Origin of the sequence: Rhodobacter sp. SGA-6-6, assembly GCF_011043545.1 — a bacterium.
Classification (GTDB): Bacteria; Pseudomonadota; Alphaproteobacteria; order Rhodobacterales; family Rhodobacteraceae; genus Pseudogemmobacter.
On the sequence record NZ_JAAKGP010000002.1, the window covers coordinates 24,480 to 43,476 of the forward strand.

The window sequence follows — 18,997 nt, forward strand, 5'->3', positions numbered from 1 at the left end:
TTCAAATATCTACAATAGATCTGTATATTCGAAGCGTATTCCGATAAGTTGCCTCCCAAGAGAACTGCGTGGACCATTCGATTCCATCTGCAATCCTACGCACGCGCTCGGCCTCCTCTTCCAGACGACCGATTTGCGCAAGGAGCTCTTCCTCATCCGCCGTTGCCGCAAGAAGGGCCGCAGAGCCACCGACTTCTGGAATGGACGACGTTCCGACAGCGACAACAGGGCAGCCCGCCCGCATTGCTTCAAGGACGGGAATCCCGAATCCTTCGTAGGATGAAGGATATAGCAGGCAATGCGCTTGATTGTAGAGAAGATTCAATTGTTCCGACGACGCAAACCCAACATGTCTGAACCGCTCCGGCAGAAGTCTGCCTACAAGGAGCCGTTCCTCCGGCGTCAATGCCCCTCCCCCGGCGGCCAGGAGATCGAAGCCGGGCAAGCGAGCGGCGATCCGCACGGCGAGTTCGAAGTTCTTGTAGCCTCCGCGCGCGCCCACGAAAAGCACGAAGGGTTTTTCTCCCCCCCGCCCAAATTCGGTCCTGTCCAGCGGATAGTAGTGATCGCTGACGCCGTTGTGCACGACATGAACCTTTCCCGGGTCGCAGGCTGGAACAAGTTCCAGCAGATCGGTGCGCGTTGCCTCGGAAACGCAAATGACCGCATCGGCATGCAGGATGGACCTGCGCTTCTGACAGCTATGGACCAGCGTCCGCAATCCACCCAACTTCCGCTCATAGGTGAAGTCATGGACGGTCGTCACCGTCGGCTGCTTCCTATTCCGAGGCAGCCGATAATACGTGGAGTGAAAAAGTTCTGCCTCCGGGATCGTTCTGGATGACCGATACCGTTCGAAGCGTCTTGGTGCGACCTCAGCCATGAAGGGGGACAATTCGCGCGCGCCGAAGGCAAGGCTTATGCCATAGTAATCGAAGGAGAATTTAATCCCGTCCCGCACAAGACGACTGAGCAGTTCTTCGAAACAGACGCTGATGCCGCCCGAGCGCTGTAATGCGGTGATTATGCCATCGTAGTGGATCATGGATCGGAATTTCCCATGTCCCTCAGCAGGTCGTCGACGAGATTGTCCCAGCTCCTGACCTGTCCCCCCCTCTTGGGATCCTTTCCGGATCGCAGTGCTGCCTCAAAAGCGGCGATTGCCTCCTGCGCATCACCGTTCCTGTAGAAATGCCGATCCCCGACTATCTGGCTCCGCTCTCCGTTGACAACGACCGGAAGACCGCAAAATCTATATTGCTGCATCTTGTTGCTTTCTTCAAAGCCCGCCACGGTCAGGATGTTCAACCCAATATCCGCATGCACGACGAAGGGAATGGTCCTTTCGTAGGGAACCTCACCGTAGTAGGTCACGTTGTCTTGGTTCGTCTTGTGTTCGAAGGGGCCGATGATGTGGAAATGCACTTGCGGAAATTGCGCGGCAAGCCTTGCGAGCACATTCTGGTCCAGCAGGTTGTTACCCGAGAAGATGGCGTTGGTTCCGCCCCGTTCATATGGGTTTGCCAGATCGCGCTCATAGAGCCGGGTCGGAATGCCGTGCAATTGCACCTTCGTTCCATGGTAGTGACCAAAGCGTGGCAACAGGACCGGCCCCGGCAAACTGACCAGATCGAAAAGATGAAGTGCCGCGATCTCTGCGTCAATGGCCGCGGGATGAGTGTTGCGCGTGGCGAGGTCGTCAGATACGCGATAGACGAAGCGCGCTTGTGGTGCGCACCTGCGCAGAGCTGCCGCGAGCATGATCTCATAGGTCGACTCCATCACCACCAGCGTGCTTTCGGCAACCATCTTCTTTAATGCACGACTTGCCGCGAAGCGATAAAGCGAGGCGGCGGGATAGGTAATCCGGTTGAGCAGTTCCGAGGGAAGACCTGCGGGCCGGAGGATCGGCCAGTTCACGAGAAGCGTCAGTCTTTCCGAATGCGTGACAGGTCTGTTACGAAGGTTCATTCCGATGAAATTTCTCCGATAATCGGACTTCAAGTGATCATACATCGAATAGCCGGTCACAAAATTCACGTGCCAGCCGCGGCGAAGCAGCGAATCCGCTATCCAGTGGAATCCGGCCCGGCGGCTGGATTGCCATACATGCGAAGTCACCAGCGTTGCCGTCTGAATCTTGGGGTCCGTAGTCACAGGATCTTTCCCGGCTTCTTTTGATCTTCGGTTTTTTTGCGGATTTCGACAGCAGGGATGCCACCTAGAATACAATTTCCTTCCGGAAATGAGCGCGTCACTACCGCACCTGCAGCGACGGTGGTTCCTTGTCCAAGACGAACACCCGGTAGAATCACTACCCCAAAGCCGATCCAGCAGTTATCTTCGATGATAATCTCTTCGCCTGCAGCATGCTTTGAGGGATCCGTTAGATCGTGATTCGCCGTGATTAATGCGGTATTCTGAGCAATAAAGACGTTTCGGCCCAGCGTGATTTTTGCCGCAAAGTTTTGGTAGTAGATACCATTTCCTTGGAAATTATGCAGATCGTCAACATGAAAATCTATATTCTTCGGATTTGATATGTTGCACCCGTAGGCTGCGGGGAATGGCAAAGGGGGGGCAAGTCGCAGAACGTTCCGATGAAATATCGCTTTGGCGGCCCAGACGTAGCCGGACTTATATTCATGAAAATACTTCCCGCTCAGATACTTCTTATCAAAGAAGATACCGAGTATTCCTTTTGCGATGTAAGCGACAATTGGCATAACCATATCAGAAGTCCTGCGCGCTTGAACTTGCTGGTCGACGCTGAGGGATAATTGTAAATACGATCAGAAGGAGAAGGTAGAAGCAAACATTCACCAAGCATAGCGCAAATGTACCGTTTTCGGATCCCAATGTGAGCAAAAAAAATGCCACTACGCCCGCGCGCAATGCGAGCGTAACAATGGCCACGAAAAAGAATTTCTTCGCCTGGTTTGTGATAAGCACAACGGTGGATATTGGACTCCAACTGAACTGCGCGACGATCCACGGCACCATCATCGCGGCGATGACGCCGGCCCGGGCCCAGTTCTCGCCGAACACCAGCGGAAAGGTCCAGGGTGCCGTCAGGCCCAGCACCGCGATGGGGGGCGCGCCGAACAGCGCCAGGCGCCTGACGATGGACAGGGTGAAGGCGGCCAGGCGGCCCTCGCGGTGTTCCGTGGGGGCGCGGGACAGGTAGACCTGGCCGAGCGAGCTGCCGACCAGGGCCATCGGCATCACCATGACCTGCATCGCCAGCATCAACTGCCCCGCCTCGTCCGTATCGGCGAAGGCGGCGATCAGCAGGATCGGGATCTGCAGGCCGGCGACATTGGCCAGCGCCTCGGGCATGGACCACAGGGGAAAGCGGCGATACTCGCGCGCGGCGGCGAACATGCCCTGCCTCGTGACGCCCCGCAGCAGGTGGGGGTCGGCGCGCAAGGTGCGGATGCCCAGGCCGAGCGCCCCCGCCCCCTGCATCACCATGTGGCCGAAGGTCAGGCCGGCCGCCCCGATACCGCCCAGACCCAGCGCCAGCATGGCGGAGACGCCGGCGACGGCCTGCGTGACGCGGGTGCGCGCGACATCGGCGAACTGCTTCTTGCGCGTCGCCCAGAACTGCATCGCCTGGAACATCCCGACCAGCAGGACGCCGGGCGGCAGCAGCCACAGGATCGCCGGGCTGGCCATCCGTGGAAACAGCGCCGCGAGCTGATGGCCGGCAAGCAGGATGACGAGCGCCGCCACCGCCGCGATGACGATCGGCCCCAGCAGCGCGGCCACCAGAAGCGAGACCGCGGTGCCGTCGCTCTCGGGCAGGGGAATGGCGACCTCGAAGCGCAGGCAGGCGATGACCGCCAGGATCCCGAGCACTGCGGAATACGAGGCCAGCGCCGAGAAATCGTCGGGCGTGTAGATCCGCGTCAGGAACGGCATCGCAAGGACCGCGATGCCGCGTCCGAGAAGCGTGCCCATCGTCAGGACCGCCGCATGATGCATCAAACCGCCGCGAGGAAGATGCCTGCGGAGCCTTTCGATCATGAGACGACCCGGCAGACCGCGGCCGCGATCCGCTCCACCTCGGCCAGGGCGAGATAGGGATGCATCGGCAGGCTCAGGACCTCATCGGCGGCCCGGTCGCCGACCGGCAGGCGGGCCGTGGGATCGGCGGCGGCCGGCTGGCGGTTCAGCGGCAGCGGATAGTGGATCGCGGTGGGGATGCCGGCATCCTTCAGCGCCGCGGCGACGCGGGTGCGATCCTGCACACGCACCGTGTATTGCGCCCAGACGCTCACCAGCCCCCCGGTCACCGCCGGGGCGATTACCGAGGTTCCGGCAAAGGCGTCGCGATAGGTTGCGGCAACCTGCTGGCGTGCGGCGGTCTCCTCGTCGAGGATCGCCAGCTTCGGTAGCAGGATCGCGGCCTGAAGCGTGTCGAGGCGCGAGTTCACGCCGATTCGGACATGGTAGTATCGCTTTTCCTGACCGTGGCGCGCGATCTGGCGCAGCGCCCTGGCTAGTTCCGGGTCGGAGGTGAAGATCGCGCCGCCGTCGCCATAGCAGCCCAGCGGCTTCGACGGGAAGAAACTGGTGCAGGCGATGGTCGAAAGGTTACAGGATTTTCGCCCGTGATAGCTGGCGCCGAAGCTCTGCGCGGCATCCTCGATCACCGGAATCCCGTAACGCGCCGCGATGGCGTTGATCGGGTCGAGATCGGCGCATTGCCCGTAAAGCGAAACGGGAATGATCGCTTTGGTGCGCGGGCTGATCGCGGCTTCCAGCAACGCAGGGTCGAGGTTGAAGCTGACCGGATCGACATCGACATAAACGACCTTCGCCCCCAGCACCAACGCCGCCTCGGCGGTGGCGATGTAGCTGAACCCGGGTGTGACGATCTCATCGCCGGGACCCACGCCAAGCGCCATCAGCGCAATCTGCAATGCATCGGTGCCATTGGCCACCGTGATGCAATGCGCGGCGCCGGTATAGGCGGCCAGCCTCTCCTCGAGTTGAGCCACCTCCGGGCCGAGGACATACTGGCCATGGGCGAGGACACGGGCAATGCCCTGCTCTATCTCCGCACGCAGCCGATCCTGCTGCGCGGCTAGGTCGATGAAGGGGATCATGCTTCGGCCTCCCGGCGGGTGACGCGGTCCCTTTTCAGACGATAACTGTCGCCGGTATGAGGGCAGATCGCCTCTCCCTCTCCCGAAAGCGGCAGATCGAGCTTTTCGCCAAATGCGCTCATCCAGCCGATCTGCTTCGCGGGCACGCCGACCATCAGCGCGAAATCAGGCACGTCTCGGGTAACCACCGTGCCCGCGCCGACGAAAGCGAAGGCACCGACGGTTACACCACAGACGATGGTGCAGTTTGCGCCCAATGTCGCGCCGTGCCGGATCAGCGTGTCGCGATACTCGTTCTTGCGCTCCACCAGCGCGCGCGGATTATGGACATTGGTGAAGACCATGGAGGGGCCGCAGAACACGCCTTCCTCCAGGACCACATTGTCATAAACCGAAACGTTGTTCTGGATCTTGCAGCGGTCGCCGATGCTGACCTTGTTGCCGACGAAGACGTTCTGGCCCAGCGAGACACCCTTGCCGATACGCGCACCTGCACAGACATGAACGAAATGCCAGACCCGGCTGCCCTCGCCAATTTCCGCACCTTTGTCGATGATGGCGCTGGGATGGGCGGTATAAGCCATGGTCACACCACCGCAAAGGGATGCGTCAGGCCGGACTTCGCCGCGATCGAGGCATTGCGGATCGTGGCCACCGTCTCGATCGCGACCCGGTTCTCCTCGACGCCGAAGCCGCGACCGGCGAGGACCTCCTCGTAGATGCGGGTATGGAGTTCGGTGAAGCCTTCGGAGAATTCGATGTTCTCGCCGTCCGCCGTGACGGCACGGAAGGTGCGCTTGCCTTTCGCGCGTTCGGTTTCCGGGACATCGTTCACGTCTATGGACAGGAACCAGCGCACACGGGCGCGTTCGTATTCCAGATAACCGGCGGCTTTGGTGGGCGTGTTCAGGTGGACGATGTTTTCCTGCAACGCGCCATAGACGAAATGCAGCATGTCATAGAAATGCACGCCGATATTCGTGGCGATGCCGCCCGATTTCTCGGTAAATCCCTTCCAGCTCTTGAGATACCAGTTCCCGCGCGAGGTGATGTAGGTCAGATCGACATCGACCTTCCGATCCTTCGGCATGGCGGCAACCCGGTCGCGCAATGCGATGATGGCCGGATGCAGACGCAGCTGGAGAATGGTGTTGATTCTGCGGCCGGTATCGCGCTCCAGAGCCTTGAGTCCGTCGATATCCTCCGGATTCAGCACCAGGGGCTTCTCGCAGATCGCATCGGCACCGGCCCGCAGCGCATATCGCATATGGGCATCGTGAAGATAGTTCGGCGAGGCGATGGCGATATAGTCGAGCGGGCGGCCAGCCCGGCGTTCGGCATCGACATGGGCGTCGAACTGCTCGAACTGGGTGAAGAACTGCGCGTCGGGGAAATTGCTGTCGAGAATGCCGACCGAGTCGTTGACATCCATCGCGGCGACAAGATCGTTGCCGGTATCCTTGACGGCCTTCATGTGACGGGGTGCGATATAGCCGGCCGCACCGATCAGCGCAAAGCGTTTCATGCGAATTCCTCAGGCCTTTACGATGTTCTCTTGCGGTTCGCGATAGATGCCGCGGCTGTCGATGATAAGTCGCGAATGGGTGCGGATCATCTCGTAGTCGAAGCCGTCGTGATTGGTGGTCAGCACCACGGCATCATATCCGGCAAGGCTTTCGGGCGTCAGCTGGACGGAACTCAGATCGAAGCGATGTTCGCGCATCTTCGGAAAGACCGGGACATGCGGATCCGAGTAATGCACGATCCCGCCGTTGTTGCGGATCAGTTCCATCACTTGGACCGCGGGCGATTCGCGCATGTCGTCGACATTTTTCTTGTAGGCGATGCCCAGAACCAGAATCTTCGCATCCTTCAGCGCCCGGCCTCGATCGTTCAGGCCGGAAACCAGCTTGCCCAGCACATAGGCAGGCATAGCCTGGTTCACTTCTCCCGAAAGTTCGATAAAGCGGGTGTGCAGGCCATATTCGCGAGCCTTCCAGGTCAGATAGAAGGGATCGATCGGGATGCAGTGTCCGCCGAGCCCCGGACCGGGATAATAGGGGGTGAAGCCGAAAGGCTTGGTCGCTGCCGCGTCGATCACCTCGAAGATATCGATGCCCATGCGGTCCGCGACGATCTTCATCTCGTTGACAAGGCCGATATTCACCGCGCGATGAATGTTTTCCAGTAGCTTGGTCATCTCTGCCGCCTTGGTGGAGCTGACGGGGACCACCTTCTCGATGGCCTGCGAATAAAGCGCGATCCCGACCTCGAGACAATCCGGCGTATGGCCGCCGACGACCTTGGGGATGGTGCGGGTGGTGAAACTCTCGTTGCCCGGATCCTCGCGTTCAGGAGAGTAGACCGAAAAGATCGTCTGGCCGATCACGAGGCCGCCCGACGAGATGCGCGGATTGACTTCTTCCTCGGTCGTGCCGGGATAGGTGGTGCTTTCCAGCGAAACGACCTGCCCCGCGCGCAGATGTGGCGCGATCGAGTCGCAGGTGCTGGTGACGAAGGTCAGGTCGGGTTCGCGATACTTGTTCAGCGGCGTCGGCACGCAGATGATGATCGCATCCGCCTCCGGGATCCGGGTGAAATCGGTTGTGCAGGACATGCCCCCGGCATTGGCGGCCGCAATATCCGCGTCTGCGATATGCTCGATCCCCGAATGGCCGGCGTTCAGCTGCGCGACCTTCTCGGCATCGATATCGAAGCCGAGAACCTTGAACCCGATTTGCGAATAGCGGAGCGCGAGCGGCTGTCCGACATACCCGAGGCCGATAATGCCGATCACGGCTGTCCTGGTATTGAGCCGATCAAGCAAGATGTCTTTCATCGTCCTTCGAACCTTTCGCGCCTTATCGGGGAACCTTGGTGAGGTGAGCCGCTCCCTACTCCAACTCCGTAAAAAACGAAAGACGGGAACAGGCTCTGGAACGCCGTTTAAGGTTCGAAACCACCGCCCGGAACATCCCCGGGCCACGCCGGAAGAGGCGGCCGGTGCCCCGCAGCGGTGCCGTCGGCGCGCTGCGCGCAGGTGCCGGCCGCAGCGTCCCGGCCCCCGTTGTTTTCCCGGAAGCGACCTGGCGACTCATGTCTGGTGAACCGGAGGTCCGAGCGGTCCACAGGTCGTGCGAAAACATCCAACACCCCCCGGACACGATGAAGCCACTGTCGCCGTTCATCAAATAGTTCATGAGAGCCCCCGGCCGCGCTACCGCAGCCCCTTGAACACGGTTTTGAGCATGATCATGGCGTCCATGCAGATGTTTCGGTGTCGCTGGTAGATCAGGTCGATCCGCGCTTTCCTGGGCACGCAGGCGCGGGAATAGATTTCGTCCGTTTCGGCCGAGGTGCGGGCTCGGGCCAGGAGCCTTTCCTCGTGCTCGTGAAAATAGACCGAGGCGAGGCCGGTAATGCCGGGGCGGGACTTCAACACCTCGCGATAGATCGCGGGGAAACGCTCGACGTATTGCCGAAGGGGCGGGCGCGGCCCGACAAAGCTGATGTCGCCCTTCAGCACATTCCACAGCTGCGGCACCTCGTCCAGCCGGGCGCGGCGCAGGAAGCGGCCTGTCCTGGTGATGCGCGCCGCCTTGTCGCCGCCCGAGACGCCGCTGTCCTGGGCCACCGTTTTCATCGTGCGGAACTTGACCAGCGGAAAGCCGCGGGTCGGGGTTTCCATCCGCTCAGAGATGTAGAAGACCGGGCGGCCGTCCCGGATCAGGATCAGCAGCGCCGTCAGCGCGATTGGGATGGCAAGGAGAATCCCCAGCACCAGCGCGACCGCGATATCGAAAAGCCGCTTGGCCGGCGTCATGCGGGATCCCTCGTGTCGTGCCATTGGCGGATCATCTCGGCGGGCTCGCTATCGGCGGGGGCGAAGGAATACAAGGATTCGAGCCGGGACAGATCCAGCGTGATGCGCTGGATCGCGGTGGGCGGCGCCTCTTGCCAGCACCAGCTCATTCCCGCGGCAGTTGCGAGATTGGCCATGGCGACCGGCCGAGGCGTGCCGATGTTGACGACATCCGGCAGGGGGTTCGGGTGCCTTGCCAGGGCTACGGTCACACCGGCGAGGGTTTCAGGTCCGATATAGGTGCGCAAGGGGCCCGCGCCGTCGGCAAAGCGGTCGATCCGCAGAGGCGCTTCGGGGCTTGCCGTCCGGCCATTCAGCAGCAGCACGTCCGCCCCGGCGACATTGCCTATGCGCAGGCAGCAAACCTCGAGGCCGCGGTCGCGCCAGGGGGCGCAGGCTGCCTCCATGGCCAGCTTGGCATGGCCATAGGCATTGACGGGACGGAGGGGGCTATCCTCGTCGAGCGGGCCATCGCCAGCCGGCGCGCCATAGACGGCGGAGGAGGAGGTCACAAGCACACGGGGAATCCCGGCCGCATGGGCGGCGGACAACGTAGCTTCGGCCAGCGCGATATTGACGCTGAGGTCTGCCCCCGGTCCGGGCGTTACCCCCGCAAAGGCGATGAGGCAATCCAGCGGGCCAGCCCCGTCGGGCAGGGGGCCGGTGAGCAGATCCCACTCGAGACCCTCCCCTGGCCTGCGGCTCTGCACAATCAGCACGCACGGCGGCGGCTCGGCCTGCCAGTGCCGCCGGAGCATCCGGCCGACACGCCCGCTGGTCCCGGTTACAAGCCAGCGGGGTTGGGTGGTGGAAGGGGAACTATCTGTCATTGCTGCATATGCCTGCGTTTGCGCTTCGCTGACCCCCGCGGGTCGGTCTTCAGGCTGTCGGCGGTAGCACTTCCGCGCAATGCCGGAGAGGTGCGACAGGTGGTACAGCTTCTGCACCCCGGCGTGGCTGTCCATCGAGAAGCAGCCATGGAAAGGGGCTAGTCGACAGGATGCCCAGGGCGGTTAGCAGGCTAGAGGTCAGCGCGAAGACGGATGCGAGCGCAAAAGCCACGATTCCCTCCAGAGAGGCAGGCGAGCAGAAATGTTGTCGGGGACTCGGGACAATCGGAGGACAATCAGAAAGACAAGAGGATCGGGCCGGACGTTAGCGCATGCAGCGAAGATCGACAACGGGCCGAGAGTCGCGTGGCGGCATTTGTCATCTGCCGGCGGCGGGAAACTGCTTGCGGTTGCAGAATGTTCCGGGTAGGTCGCGGAATCCGGCATTGGCAGATCGCGGGGTTTCGCCTATCCAGACCCTGCTGTCGTCGTACCCGGGAGACAGTGGAACAGCCTGCGGGCAGTTGCCGTCGCCCCGCTCCGCCACGCGAGGCTGCTACGGACTTTCAGGTGCCACCGTAGCGGTTCAGACCGAGGTTCAAGAATTTGCGACCAACGTGACCATCGGCGGCTGGCCGCACAGAACGTGGGCTCCTACGATCAGCACCTCCGACACTGGGGCTGCTTCCAAATCTCAAAGCCAAACTTTCTGAAGAAGTCGCTCTAAGTATACTGACATGGTGATCGTATGTGTCGAGGCGCGACATGGCCCGGGCAGACCTGGCCACAGAGGCTCGCCCGTAGTGATGTCAACGCGAACCTGATCTTCCAGTGATTGCTCTTTCCCGGTTCGCGCCAGGCCCCGCCTCGGCCCTGCCCCCACCAGAGGAGGCACGCTTTCTGCCTGTAGAGATTGTCGCTGAGACCAGGTCTGCCCCGGCAGCAGCGGCCGAGAGCCACATCGAGATCGAGCTGGATAGCGGTCACTGGATGCGCATCAACGGTGGCTATGATCCCGACGTCTTGGCGCGGCTGATCCCAGGGCTGACGATTTGATCTCGGTTCCGGCGAACACGCGGGTCTGGCTGGCGGCGGGGATCACCGACATAAGGGCTTTGCAGCCTTGGCGGCGCAGGCCGAGGCGATGTTAAAGCAGGGCCCCTTTGCAGGCCATCTCTTTGTCTTCCGTGGTCGCCGAGGTGAAGCGATCCTGATCGAGAAATCCGAGTTCGTCGAGGATGACGAAGTCGAGCCGATGCCCGGCCAGGCGACCCACCCGCCCTGCACGGGCCTCGGCCTCGAACCTGTTCACGCGGTCCACAATATTGAAAATCTTCCGCTGGCGCCGTTGCCGATGGCGGCTCGCGCGATCGCCACGGAGATATGGGTCTTGCCGGCCCCAGTACCGCCGACCAGCACGACATTGCGCTGCTAGCGAAGGAACTCCCTGCCAGATCGCGCACCAGCATCTCGTTGATCGGCGTATCATCGCAAGCGAACTCCTCGATCTCCCGGGCATAGGGCAGCTTGGCAGTGGTGATCTGATATTTGACCGATCGCGCCTTCTTCTCGTTGATCTCGGCTGCCAGCAACTCGCCCACAATCTGACGGGGTTCACGCTGACGGCGCACGGCAACTGCCATGAGTTCGTCGTAGGCGGCGCGCACGCCGTAGAGCTTCAGTTCACCCATCGCTGCCATGATCTCAGTACGATCCATCAGCCAGCCCTCCGCAGCAGGTCATAGCGGGCACAGTCGGCCTTCGGTTCATGGGTCAGCTGCAGGGCCGGAGAGATGAGCGGCAAGGGTGGCGGCTCCGGGTCGCGTCTGCGGGACGGGATATTGAGGATCACCGGGGCGGAGTGGACGCCCTGATCGAGCGCTTCGGCACAGGCCTTCTGCACGGCGGGAACCCCCTCCGTCGCCACGGCGCCGAGGATCTTCACCATCTCGCGGTCGCCATCCGACGACCCCAGCAACTTGCGGCGGATCTGCTCGAGGGCACCGGGCAGAACTCAGTCCTTGAACGGTGCGCCATTGCTCAGCGCCCTGGGTTTGCGAAACAGGACAGGCGCATAGTGCCAAGGATTGTAGATTGTCCGGTCGCGGCCGAAGTGACGGGGATGGCCCCCGACGATGATCCCGTCCGGGTGGCGAAATCACGCCGATGCGAGGAGGCTTGCGTCAGCCGGTCACCAGCACGAAGCGGCCCGAGCCGGCGAGGGGGCTGATCCACTGGCGGGACTGGCGGATGGCGCCGCCCTCGAACCAGAACTCGTTGGTCAGCCGTCCGCCTTCGCGCAGGCAGGTCTCGACCACGTGGCGGGTGGAATGCTGGCGGCCGTAGACCGCCACCGCCTCCTGCCCCTCGGTCGCCGAGGTGCAGGCATAGTCGCGGCGCTGGCCGGCGTCGTTCTCCCAGGTGTAGAAATAGCTGCGCCGGCCCCCATGCCGCGCACCAGCGGCACGATCTCGAACACCTCGACCGAGGCGGGCATCACCCGGCTCAGCGCCCGGGCGGTGCGGCCGATGGCCTGCGGGCCCGAATCGATCTGGGTGTTGCGGACGCGCAGGTGGACGGTGGTGGCGGTGTAGGAGAAATCCTCGACGATCAGCCCGTCGGGGGCCAGTTCCTTCGACAGCTTGCCGCGCAGGCTCTCGGCCGCGCCGGGCTGGGTGGTCCAGCCGCCGCTCCAGGCCGCGGGATCGGCGCTGCGCGAGGGGCGGGTGCCCACCTGCCCCGGCGCCGGGCCGAGGATGCCGCCGGCCGGGCGGCGCTTGGGGTCCATGGTCAGCTGCACGTTGAAGCCGATCTCGGTGCCGTAAAGCGAGTAGAGGCCGACCCGCACCGCCTCGGCATATTCGTATTCCACGCCGAAGTTGAACGGGCTGCGGCGCTCGAAGATCTTGCGATCCCCGGACACCTCGTCATAACCGTCCGAGGAATATTCGGCCTTCGCCTTCCAGTTGTCGTTGATCTGCCATTCCACCCCCGCGAAGGGCGCCACCGGGCCGCGGAACCACTGGTCGATCGAGGGCTTGCCGCCGAGACCGGTGTCGATCCTCGGCCGGTCGCCGAAGGAGCCGATGTCGTTGTAGGACCCCAGCCGCCCCCAGCCCAGGCCGGCCGTCAGCTTCAGCCGGTCGCCGAAGGACTTGGTCGCCACGATGTATTCGGCGGAATTCTTGCCGGTGCCGACGAAATCCTGCAGCCCCAGCGTGACCGCGGGCAGATAATCGGTCTCTTCCAGCAGCAGCAGGCGCAGGTCGAAGGCGCGGTCGTTGTAGGTGTCGTAACCGTCGTTCAGCGGATCGCCGGGCGCCAGCGCATCGCTCCAGTTGCGGGTGGAACTGAAGCGTTAGCTGCCGGAGATCCGCGGGGTGATCTGGAAGGTCAGCGTCGTGCGCAGCTGCGAGCCGAAATAGGCCAGCGTCACGCCGATGGACCCATCCTTCATCGCCTCGCCCGAGGGCATGTCGATAATGCCGGGCACGCCGTAGAAGGACAGGCTGGGGCGCATCTCGGCCAGCGCGGGCGCGGAGCCGGCCAGAACGGCGGCGGCGGATACGGCGGCCAGGCTGCTGATCCGGCGGTTCATCCTGTTCTGCACCCCTCGGCTTCCCTGCACGACCATCCTATGCCGGTCCCCGCCCGCCGTCAGAAGCCCGGCCCGAGGCAGGAGGCCAGTTTCGGCGGGATCATGTCGCCGCCGCCAGCGTAGAGCGCCACATTTGTGGTCATCATGCATCTAGCAAGTCGCAAGCGGTGGGTGATCGCCGCGCGCAACATACAAGCTGGGGAAACCCGCCCCGGCTTTCGCCTTGTCCTTAGCCTGCTTCTCATCCAAATCGAGGGGTCTGGAGCCGGAAGCACGCGTGAACAGGGAGCGCATATGTCGGACTGGATCGACCAGATCATCGCCTTCATCGGGCGCCATCACATGGTTGCACCTTGGATCATGCTCCTCTTCGCGGCGGCCGAGACCACGGCTTTTCTTTCGATCCTGATCCCCTCAACGGCAATCATGGTGGCGGTGGGGGCCTTCGCTGCCAATGGCCTGCTCAGCTTCACCGCGCTTTGGCTCGGAGCCTCAGCGGGAGCAGTAATCGGATCATTCTTCTCCTTTTGGCTGGGAAGGCATTATGGCAGCACCATCCTGACCGTGCGGCCGCTGAGAGACCATCTGGAGTGGATAGCAAAGGCGGATCAAGCCTTTACCCGCTGGGGACCGGTCACGCTGTTAGCCGGCCACTTCACCACAGCGCTACGACCGGTGGTCTTCCTCATGGCCGGCATGAGCGGCATGACACTTTTTCGCTTTGCCTTTTGGAATATTCTTGGCTGCTTCGCTTGGGCCTTCGTCATGCTAAAATTCGGCGAGATCGGCGGAATGGCCATCAACTGGCTATGGGAACGATTGGTGAACTCACTAGCCATAGTAGGATCACAACATCCCTGATCTGCAAGCGCATTGGCATAACCCGCGGTGAAGCTATCTAGGTGTTCAGTCCCGGCATCTGGTGGATCGGGTTCAGGATGAATCTGTCGGGCTCTGATGTCCAGATCTTGCAGATGTATTCGTAAGGCGTGAGGCCGCCGAGCATCTTTAGCCTGCATGCGAAGTTGTAGTCCGCCATGAAGGGAGATGTTGCAGGATGTGATCCGGCGAAAGCTCTGAAGCCTGGTCGCATGCGCGAGCTGGTTCGCGGGATGTGCAGCGATTGGGCGGTGTCGATCCGGACGGCCTGTGGGGCCATCGGGTTCGACCGGTCCACGTTCCACTACAAGTCCTGCCGCATCGATCAGGCTGCCGTGGCAAAGCGGATCCGGGAGATTTGCGAGACGCGTGTCCGGTATGGCTATCGACGCGTCCACGTCCTTCTGGAGCGCGAAGGTTGGGGCATCAACATCAAGAAAGTTTATCGCATCTACAAGGAGTTGGGCATGCAACTGCGGAACAAGACGCCGAAGCGGCGCGTGAAAGCCAAGCTGCGGGATAATCGTGTCGACGCTGGCGGCCCGAACGAGGTCTGGGCGATGGACTTCGTGCATAACCAGTTGGCGACGGGAAAGAAGCTGCGGGTTCTGACCGTCGTTGACACCTTCTCGCGCTATGTTCCGGTGCTCGATGTTCGCTACAGCTACCGCGGCGAGGACGTGGTCGCGACGCTCGACCGGGTCTGTCGGAAGGTCGGCTATCCGAAGACGATCAGGGTCGATCAGGGCACCGAGTTCGTGTCCCGTGACATGGATCTCTGGGCCTACCAGCGCGGGGTGGTCCTGGACTTCTCACGCCCGGGCAAACCGACCGACAATGCCTTCATCGAAGCGTTCAACGGCCGCTTCCGAACGGAATGCCTGAACCAGCACTGGTTCCTGACCCTTGCGGATGCGGAAGAAAAGCTGGAGGCTTGGCGTAGATACTACAACGAGGAACGGCCACACGGCGCGATCGGCAACAAGGTCCCGATCATGCTGACGAAATCGGGGGGCGTCACCAGCCCGTCACCCTGAGCGAAGCCGGAAAACTCGGCCTTCGGGCGGTCCAAGGTTGGGGATCAGATCATAGGAAAGATGCAGCTTCAAGTAATAGTCGGGCCAGTGCCACCGATTCGAATGCGCGATCAGTTGGCCGTGCAGAACTTCTGAAATGGTTCAGCTGAGTCATTGACACAGGCCCATCGAAAAGCGAACAAGGCATGAACGGATCTCGAATTCGGAAATTGGCTGTCTCAATCACAAGAGTGGGAAATCCTCGCCACGCATTTTGTGTTTGCAGCGGCGACTGGATCTTCATCGCTCGCCCATAGACAAATGACAGCAGTAGCTCCAATAGATGACCCTCGTCCATTCTGTGAAGTGCTGCGCGACTGGATGATCCGCAACGAGATGACCTATCGTGCGGCAGCCGCTCGGCTGGATTGGGCCAGAGGATCAATCGGAAATGCCATAGCCGGTGGCCCCGTCCGTCAAGAGCGGGCCTTGCGTGCCCTGATGACGATGGTGGACGAGGGGAGAGCTTGATTCCTCCACTCCGACTTCAGCGCCTTAATCAGCCGCGTCGCTATCGACGGACAGCATTGCCTCCGAAGAATTTGAGCCTCGTCCCCATATGCTAAGATCGATGCCCCTCACCCGGATGATCATTGTCCGAGCATCCTCCGGCTGCATCGTCTCTACCCTCGATAGCCCCGCAATTGGCCCCTTTTGACGTGGAGAGAGCAATTGTGCGCCTCACATTCACCAGCCCCGAGAAAGGATCACCCGTTGCAGGCAAGGCAGCAGACAACCTCGATCGCTTGTCGAAAGCTCCCTGACGGCCTCCATACCCGCTTGGCTCTTTCATCGTGCCAACAAGCCCCCTTTGGCTCGCCTGCGGCCTTGCGATAGCGGCTTTCGCACAAGGGGCAAGGATATCCAGAAAGACCACGACCATAGTTCAGCCTTTCTTTCATAGCGACAGTATGTAAGATGCTGACTCATCAGCGGGAGCTCGGATATCAATGCGATTGACGGATGAATCCACTATTGCCGAATTACGATCGGAAATCAAACGCTTGAATGCGCAACTGGATAATCTAAGTCGTATCATGTTGCGCATGACCAGTCAGGCTACTGCCCAATATGCTATAGGTCAGATTGTGACCGCCAGCTTGGTCGAAAGGGGAACCATTTCTATCGATCAAGTATGCACGTCAATCGAGGGTATGATCGATGTACTACGTGGCGCAAAAGACTCCGAAGGAATTATAGCTGCACTTGACGAGCAGCTTTCCGCATATCGGGATCCAGAAGGATCTCTCAGCAGTGCTCTTTCTATTATGTTTAGCGGGAAGGCTCAATAAAATATATCATTGGATATAATCTACCCTCCTTCAATCTCAATAATCAACTTTGCGCTGCCCGTACTGAAAGCTACGCGAACGAATGTTCATGTCTGCTGAAGCAAGACCTGGTTAAGCGATTGTCGAGCTTCCTTACTTTTTAGAAATGCCCATATCGCGACTTCTGCATGGCGCTCCCGCATCATGATGCGAATGTGATCAGCGTGGACTTGCCCGACTTTTGTGGAGAGCGTTTAGCTCACTTCCCGGGCCTTTCGCTCGAAGGCGACTGGGCTCTGGAAGCCGAGCGATGAATGCCGCCTGACGGGGTTATGAGAGGCCGTCGATGTATCTGGCGACGGCGTTTTCTGCCTGCTGGCGAGATTGCCATGCAACCGGCCAGATCAGCTCCGACTTGATGGTCTTGAAGAACGTTTCCACTATCGAGTTGTCGTAGCAGTTCCCGCGCCCGCTCATCGAGATCAGGATGCCACGTTTGCGCAGCAGCGCCTGATAGTCCACCGAGCAGTATTGCAACCCGCGGTCGGAATGGTGAACCAGCCCCGACCCAGGGTCGCGAGCTACCAGAGCACGGCGCAGGGCTTCGACCGCAAGATCGCGTTTCAGGCGGTCACTCGTGGCCCAACCGACGACGCGCCGCGAGAAGAGGTCCAGTACGATGGCGAGATAGAGCCAGCCCTCTGCCGTCCAGATGTAGGAGATGTCCGCCCCCCACTTCCTGTCCGGGCCGTCCGCTGTGAAGTCCTGCGCCACCAGATTGGGCGCGACGGGCCAGGCATGTTCGCTGTCCGTCGTGCGCTTGAAGCGCCGCTTCTGCCGCGCGATCAACCGGTTCTCTCGCATCAGCCTCGCCGTGCGATGCCGTCCGATCTCATGGCCCTCATCGACGAGATCACGGTGCATGCGCGGACTACCATAGGTGCCGTTCGACAGCGCGAAGGCCGTGCGGATATGAGCCAGATAGACCATGTCCTGCTGCTGGCGGCGACAGGCCGGACGTTCCTGCCAGGCGAAGAAGCCGCTCTGGCTGACACCCAGAACATGGCACATCCGGCTGATCGGGAAGCTGGCCTTCTCTGCATCGATGAAGGCGAACTTCCCCGATTTCCCTCTTTCGCGAAGAAGGCCGCGGTGGGTTCAACCGGTCAGGGCAACGGCTTCGTTCAGAGTATCAGCCGGGGTCCTGTAGCCAAGGGTCTTTCGGGGTCGTGTGTTCAGGCTGAGGGCGACGGCATCCAGATCGTCCTGGGACAGGCCCGAGAGGTCCATGCCCCGCGGGAAGTATTGGCGCAGCAACCCGTTGGTGTTCTCATTGCTACCGCGCTGCCAAGGACTTTGTGGGTCGCAGAAATAGACCGCGACCTCGGTGGCCAGAGTGAGGCGGCGGTGGAATGCCAGCTCGGTTCCGCGGTCCCAGGTCAAGGACGCCATCAATCCCTGCGGCAAGCGACCGACCTGTCGCACGAAGGCTTCCACGACGCTGCCCGAGTCCTTGCCGCCAACGCGCACCAGCATGACAAAGCGGGATCGGCGTTCGACCAGCGTGGCGATGTGGCTGTTGCGCGCGCCGCTCAGCAGGTCGCCCTTCCAATGGCCCGGCACGGCACGGTCTTCGATCTCGGCCGGTCGGTCCCGGATCGACACGGCACCGATGATCTGACCTCGGGTCTGCCCCGTGGTGCTCGCGGTCTTGCCTCTGCGCATGATCCGGCGGCTGCGCAGATGCGCAAGAAGCTCCCTCTTCAACACGCCGCGGGCTTGGACGAAGAGACTTCGATAGATGGTCTCGTGGGACAGCTGCATCTCGCTCCTGCCGGGATAGGTCGCCTTCAGCCAGCCCGAAACCTGCTGCGGAGACCAGCGGCTCTCGAGCCTCTCCGCCACGACGGCACAGAGATCGGGATCGGTCGCGAGCCGACAGGGCTTGGGGCGCAGGGCCTGTCGGCTCGCGCGCTCCTCCGCCCGCGAGGGCCGATACCGGCGGCGCCCCCCGTTCCGGGCAACTTCGCGGCTGATCGTCGATGGTGCCCGACCCAGATCACGCGCCAGCTGGCGGAACGAGATGCCGACCGCCATGCCGCGTGCGATCTCCTCCCGCTCGGCGATGTCGAGCGCACCAGCCCGCCGAAGCCGAGCCGCTGGGGCGATGCCACCCTTGGCGATCAGAACTCCGAAGACCGATCCGGCATGCTTGCCAAGCGCGCGCCCGATATCGCTGAGCGTCTCGCCAGCCTTCCACCGCTGCCACAGTTCGACCTTCTGTTTCCTCGACATTCCCGGCCGTCCCGTCCGTGCCATTGTTCGCTCCCTCAGCGCATCATGAAACCCATCATGTTGCCCTGACCG

At 61.6% G+C, this 18,997-nt stretch carries 13 protein-coding genes and 8 pseudogenes; 4 read left to right on the forward strand and 17 right to left on the reverse strand.

The annotated features are described in order from the left end of the window. Position 1: 1 nt before the first annotated feature. From G5B31_RS03355 to G5B31_RS03400, 10 genes are all read right to left on the reverse strand, one after another. On the reverse strand, positions 2–1,045 hold the full coding sequence (locus tag G5B31_RS03355) for a glycosyltransferase family 1 protein (RefSeq protein WP_165013815.1): 1,044 nt from the start codon (positions 1,043–1,045) through the stop codon (positions 2–4). After that, on the reverse strand, positions 1,042–2,157 hold the full coding sequence (locus G5B31_RS03360; protein WP_165013817.1) for a glycosyltransferase family 4 protein: 1,116 nt from the start codon (positions 2,155–2,157) through the stop codon (positions 1,042–1,044). Before G5B31_RS03360 ends, G5B31_RS03355 begins: the two co-directional genes overlap by 4 nt. After that, positions 2,154–2,732, reverse strand: a complete 579-nt coding sequence (locus tag G5B31_RS03365; protein ID WP_165013819.1) for a DapH/DapD/GlmU-related protein — start codon at positions 2,730–2,732, stop codon at positions 2,154–2,156. The genes G5B31_RS03360 and G5B31_RS03365 overlap by 4 nt, the downstream gene beginning before the upstream one ends. Position 2,733: 1 nt before the next feature. Then, positions 2,734–4,029, reverse strand: a complete 1,296-nt coding sequence (locus tag G5B31_RS03370) for a lipopolysaccharide biosynthesis protein (RefSeq protein WP_165013821.1) — start codon at positions 4,027–4,029, stop codon at positions 2,734–2,736. After that, a complete protein-coding gene (locus G5B31_RS03375) occupies positions 4,026–5,114 on the reverse strand; it encodes a DegT/DnrJ/EryC1/StrS aminotransferase family protein (protein WP_165013823.1) in 1,089 nt (362 codons plus the stop codon). The genes G5B31_RS03370 and G5B31_RS03375 overlap by 4 nt, the downstream gene beginning before the upstream one ends. Then, on the reverse strand, positions 5,111–5,698 hold the full coding sequence (locus G5B31_RS03380; RefSeq protein ID WP_165013825.1) for an acyltransferase: 588 nt from the start codon (positions 5,696–5,698) through the stop codon (positions 5,111–5,113). Before G5B31_RS03380 ends, G5B31_RS03375 begins: the two co-directional genes overlap by 4 nt. A 2-nt stretch (positions 5,699–5,700) precedes the next feature. Further along, complete coding sequence (locus G5B31_RS03385; protein ID WP_165013827.1) at positions 5,701–6,639, reverse strand: Gfo/Idh/MocA family protein; 939 nt, start codon at positions 6,637–6,639, stop codon at positions 5,701–5,703. A gap of 9 nt (positions 6,640–6,648) precedes the next feature. Continuing rightward, positions 6,649–7,953, reverse strand: a complete 1,305-nt coding sequence (locus G5B31_RS03390; RefSeq protein ID WP_165013829.1) for a nucleotide sugar dehydrogenase — start codon at positions 7,951–7,953, stop codon at positions 6,649–6,651. A gap of 378 nt (positions 7,954–8,331) precedes the next feature. Further along, a complete protein-coding gene (locus G5B31_RS03395; RefSeq protein WP_165013831.1) occupies positions 8,332–8,937 on the reverse strand; it encodes a sugar transferase in 606 nt (201 codons plus the stop codon). Next, positions 8,934–9,941 carry an NAD(P)-dependent oxidoreductase gene (locus G5B31_RS03400; protein ID WP_165013833.1) on the reverse strand — a complete coding sequence of 336 codons (1,008 nt, stop codon included), beginning with the start codon at positions 9,939–9,941 and terminating at the stop codon, positions 8,934–8,936. Before G5B31_RS03400 ends, G5B31_RS03395 begins: the two co-directional genes overlap by 4 nt. Before the next feature lie 917 nt (positions 9,942–10,858). On the opposite strand from G5B31_RS03400, the pseudogene tnpB reads away from it, so the two are divergent. Beyond that, positions 10,859–11,022 (forward strand): annotated as a pseudogene (gene tnpB / locus G5B31_RS03405) (IS66 family insertion sequence element accessory protein TnpB); the annotation flags it as partial. Here tnpB and G5B31_RS21010 read toward each other — a convergent pair. The 4 pseudogenes from G5B31_RS21010 to G5B31_RS03425 form a co-directional block, all read right to left on the reverse strand. Next, positions 11,023–11,524: pseudogene (locus G5B31_RS21010) on the reverse strand (ATP-binding protein); the annotation flags it as partial. Beyond that, positions 11,524–11,952: pseudogene (locus G5B31_RS21135) on the reverse strand (IS21 family transposase); the annotation flags it as partial. The pseudogenes G5B31_RS21135 and G5B31_RS21010, both read right to left, overlap by 1 nt. Positions 11,953–11,989: 37 nt before the next feature. Then, positions 11,990–12,178: pseudogene (locus G5B31_RS03420) on the reverse strand (YjbF family lipoprotein); the annotation flags it as partial. Next, positions 12,088–13,554 (reverse strand): annotated as a pseudogene (locus G5B31_RS03425) (YjbH domain-containing protein). The pseudogenes G5B31_RS03425 and G5B31_RS03420, both read right to left, overlap by 91 nt. A gap of 144 nt (positions 13,555–13,698) precedes the next feature. Between G5B31_RS03425 and G5B31_RS03435 the strand changes: the two are divergent. Further along, positions 13,699–14,265, forward strand: a complete 567-nt coding sequence (locus G5B31_RS03435; protein WP_165013839.1) for a DedA family protein — start codon at positions 13,699–13,701, stop codon at positions 14,263–14,265. Positions 14,266–14,302: 37 nt separating this feature from the next. On the opposite strand, the pseudogene G5B31_RS03440 reads toward G5B31_RS03435, so the two are convergent. Further along, positions 14,303–14,446: pseudogene (locus G5B31_RS03440) on the reverse strand (IS481 family transposase); the annotation flags it as partial. On the opposite strand from G5B31_RS03440, the pseudogene G5B31_RS03445 reads away from it, so the two are divergent. Continuing rightward, a pseudogene (locus tag G5B31_RS03445) lies at positions 14,446–15,320 on the forward strand (IS3 family transposase); the annotation flags it as partial. The pseudogenes G5B31_RS03440 and G5B31_RS03445 sit on opposite strands and share 1 nt — an antisense overlap. A gap of 995 nt (positions 15,321–16,315) precedes the next feature. Beyond that, on the forward strand, positions 16,316–16,651 hold the full coding sequence (locus G5B31_RS03450; RefSeq protein WP_165013841.1) for a hypothetical protein: 336 nt from the start codon (positions 16,316–16,318) through the stop codon (positions 16,649–16,651). Positions 16,652–16,849: 198 nt separating this feature from the next. On the opposite strand, the pseudogene G5B31_RS03455 reads toward G5B31_RS03450, so the two are convergent. Then, positions 16,850–17,770 (reverse strand): annotated as a pseudogene (locus tag G5B31_RS03455) (IS3 family transposase); the annotation flags it as partial. An 18-nt stretch (positions 17,771–17,788) separates the two neighbouring features. Continuing rightward, the gene (locus G5B31_RS03460; protein ID WP_165013843.1) at positions 17,789–18,949 is read right to left on the reverse strand and encodes an IS30 family transposase; all 1,161 of its coding nucleotides are present in this window, start codon (positions 18,947–18,949) and stop codon (positions 17,789–17,791) included. Positions 18,950–18,997 lie beyond the last annotated feature (48 nt).

Bases quoted from the DNA above. Each gene is read 5' to 3' on its own strand.
- G5B31_RS03435 (WP_165013839.1), top strand. From the start codon at position 13,699: ATGTCGGACTGGATCGACCAGATCATCGCCTTCATCGGGCGCCATCAC.
- G5B31_RS03390 (WP_165013829.1), bottom strand. From the start codon at position 7,953: ATGAAAGACATCTTGCTTGATCGGCTCAATACCAGGACAGCCGTGATC.
- G5B31_RS03460 (WP_165013843.1), bottom strand. From the start codon at position 18,949: ATGGCACGGACGGGACGGCCGGGAATGTCGAGGAAACAGAAGGTCGAA.
- G5B31_RS03365 (WP_165013819.1), bottom strand. From the start codon at position 2,732: ATGGTTATGCCAATTGTCGCTTACATCGCAAAAGGAATACTCGGTATC.
- G5B31_RS03395 (WP_165013831.1), bottom strand. From the start codon at position 8,937: ATGACGCCGGCCAAGCGGCTTTTCGATATCGCGGTCGCGCTGGTGCTG.
- G5B31_RS03370 (WP_165013821.1), bottom strand. From the start codon at position 4,029: ATGATCGAAAGGCTCCGCAGGCATCTTCCTCGCGGCGGTTTGATGCAT.
- G5B31_RS03400 (WP_165013833.1), bottom strand. From the start codon at position 9,941: ATGGACAGCCACGCCGGGGTGCAGAAGCTGTACCACCTGTCGCACCTC.
- G5B31_RS03355 (WP_165013815.1), bottom strand. From the start codon at position 1,045: ATGATCCACTACGATGGCATAATCACCGCATTACAGCGCTCGGGCGGC.
- G5B31_RS03380 (WP_165013825.1), bottom strand. From the start codon at position 5,698: ATGGCTTATACCGCCCATCCCAGCGCCATCATCGACAAAGGTGCGGAA.
- G5B31_RS03375 (WP_165013823.1), bottom strand. From the start codon at position 5,114: ATGATCCCCTTCATCGACCTAGCCGCGCAGCAGGATCGGCTGCGTGCG.
- G5B31_RS03385 (WP_165013827.1), bottom strand. From the start codon at position 6,639: ATGAAACGCTTTGCGCTGATCGGTGCGGCCGGCTATATCGCACCCCGT.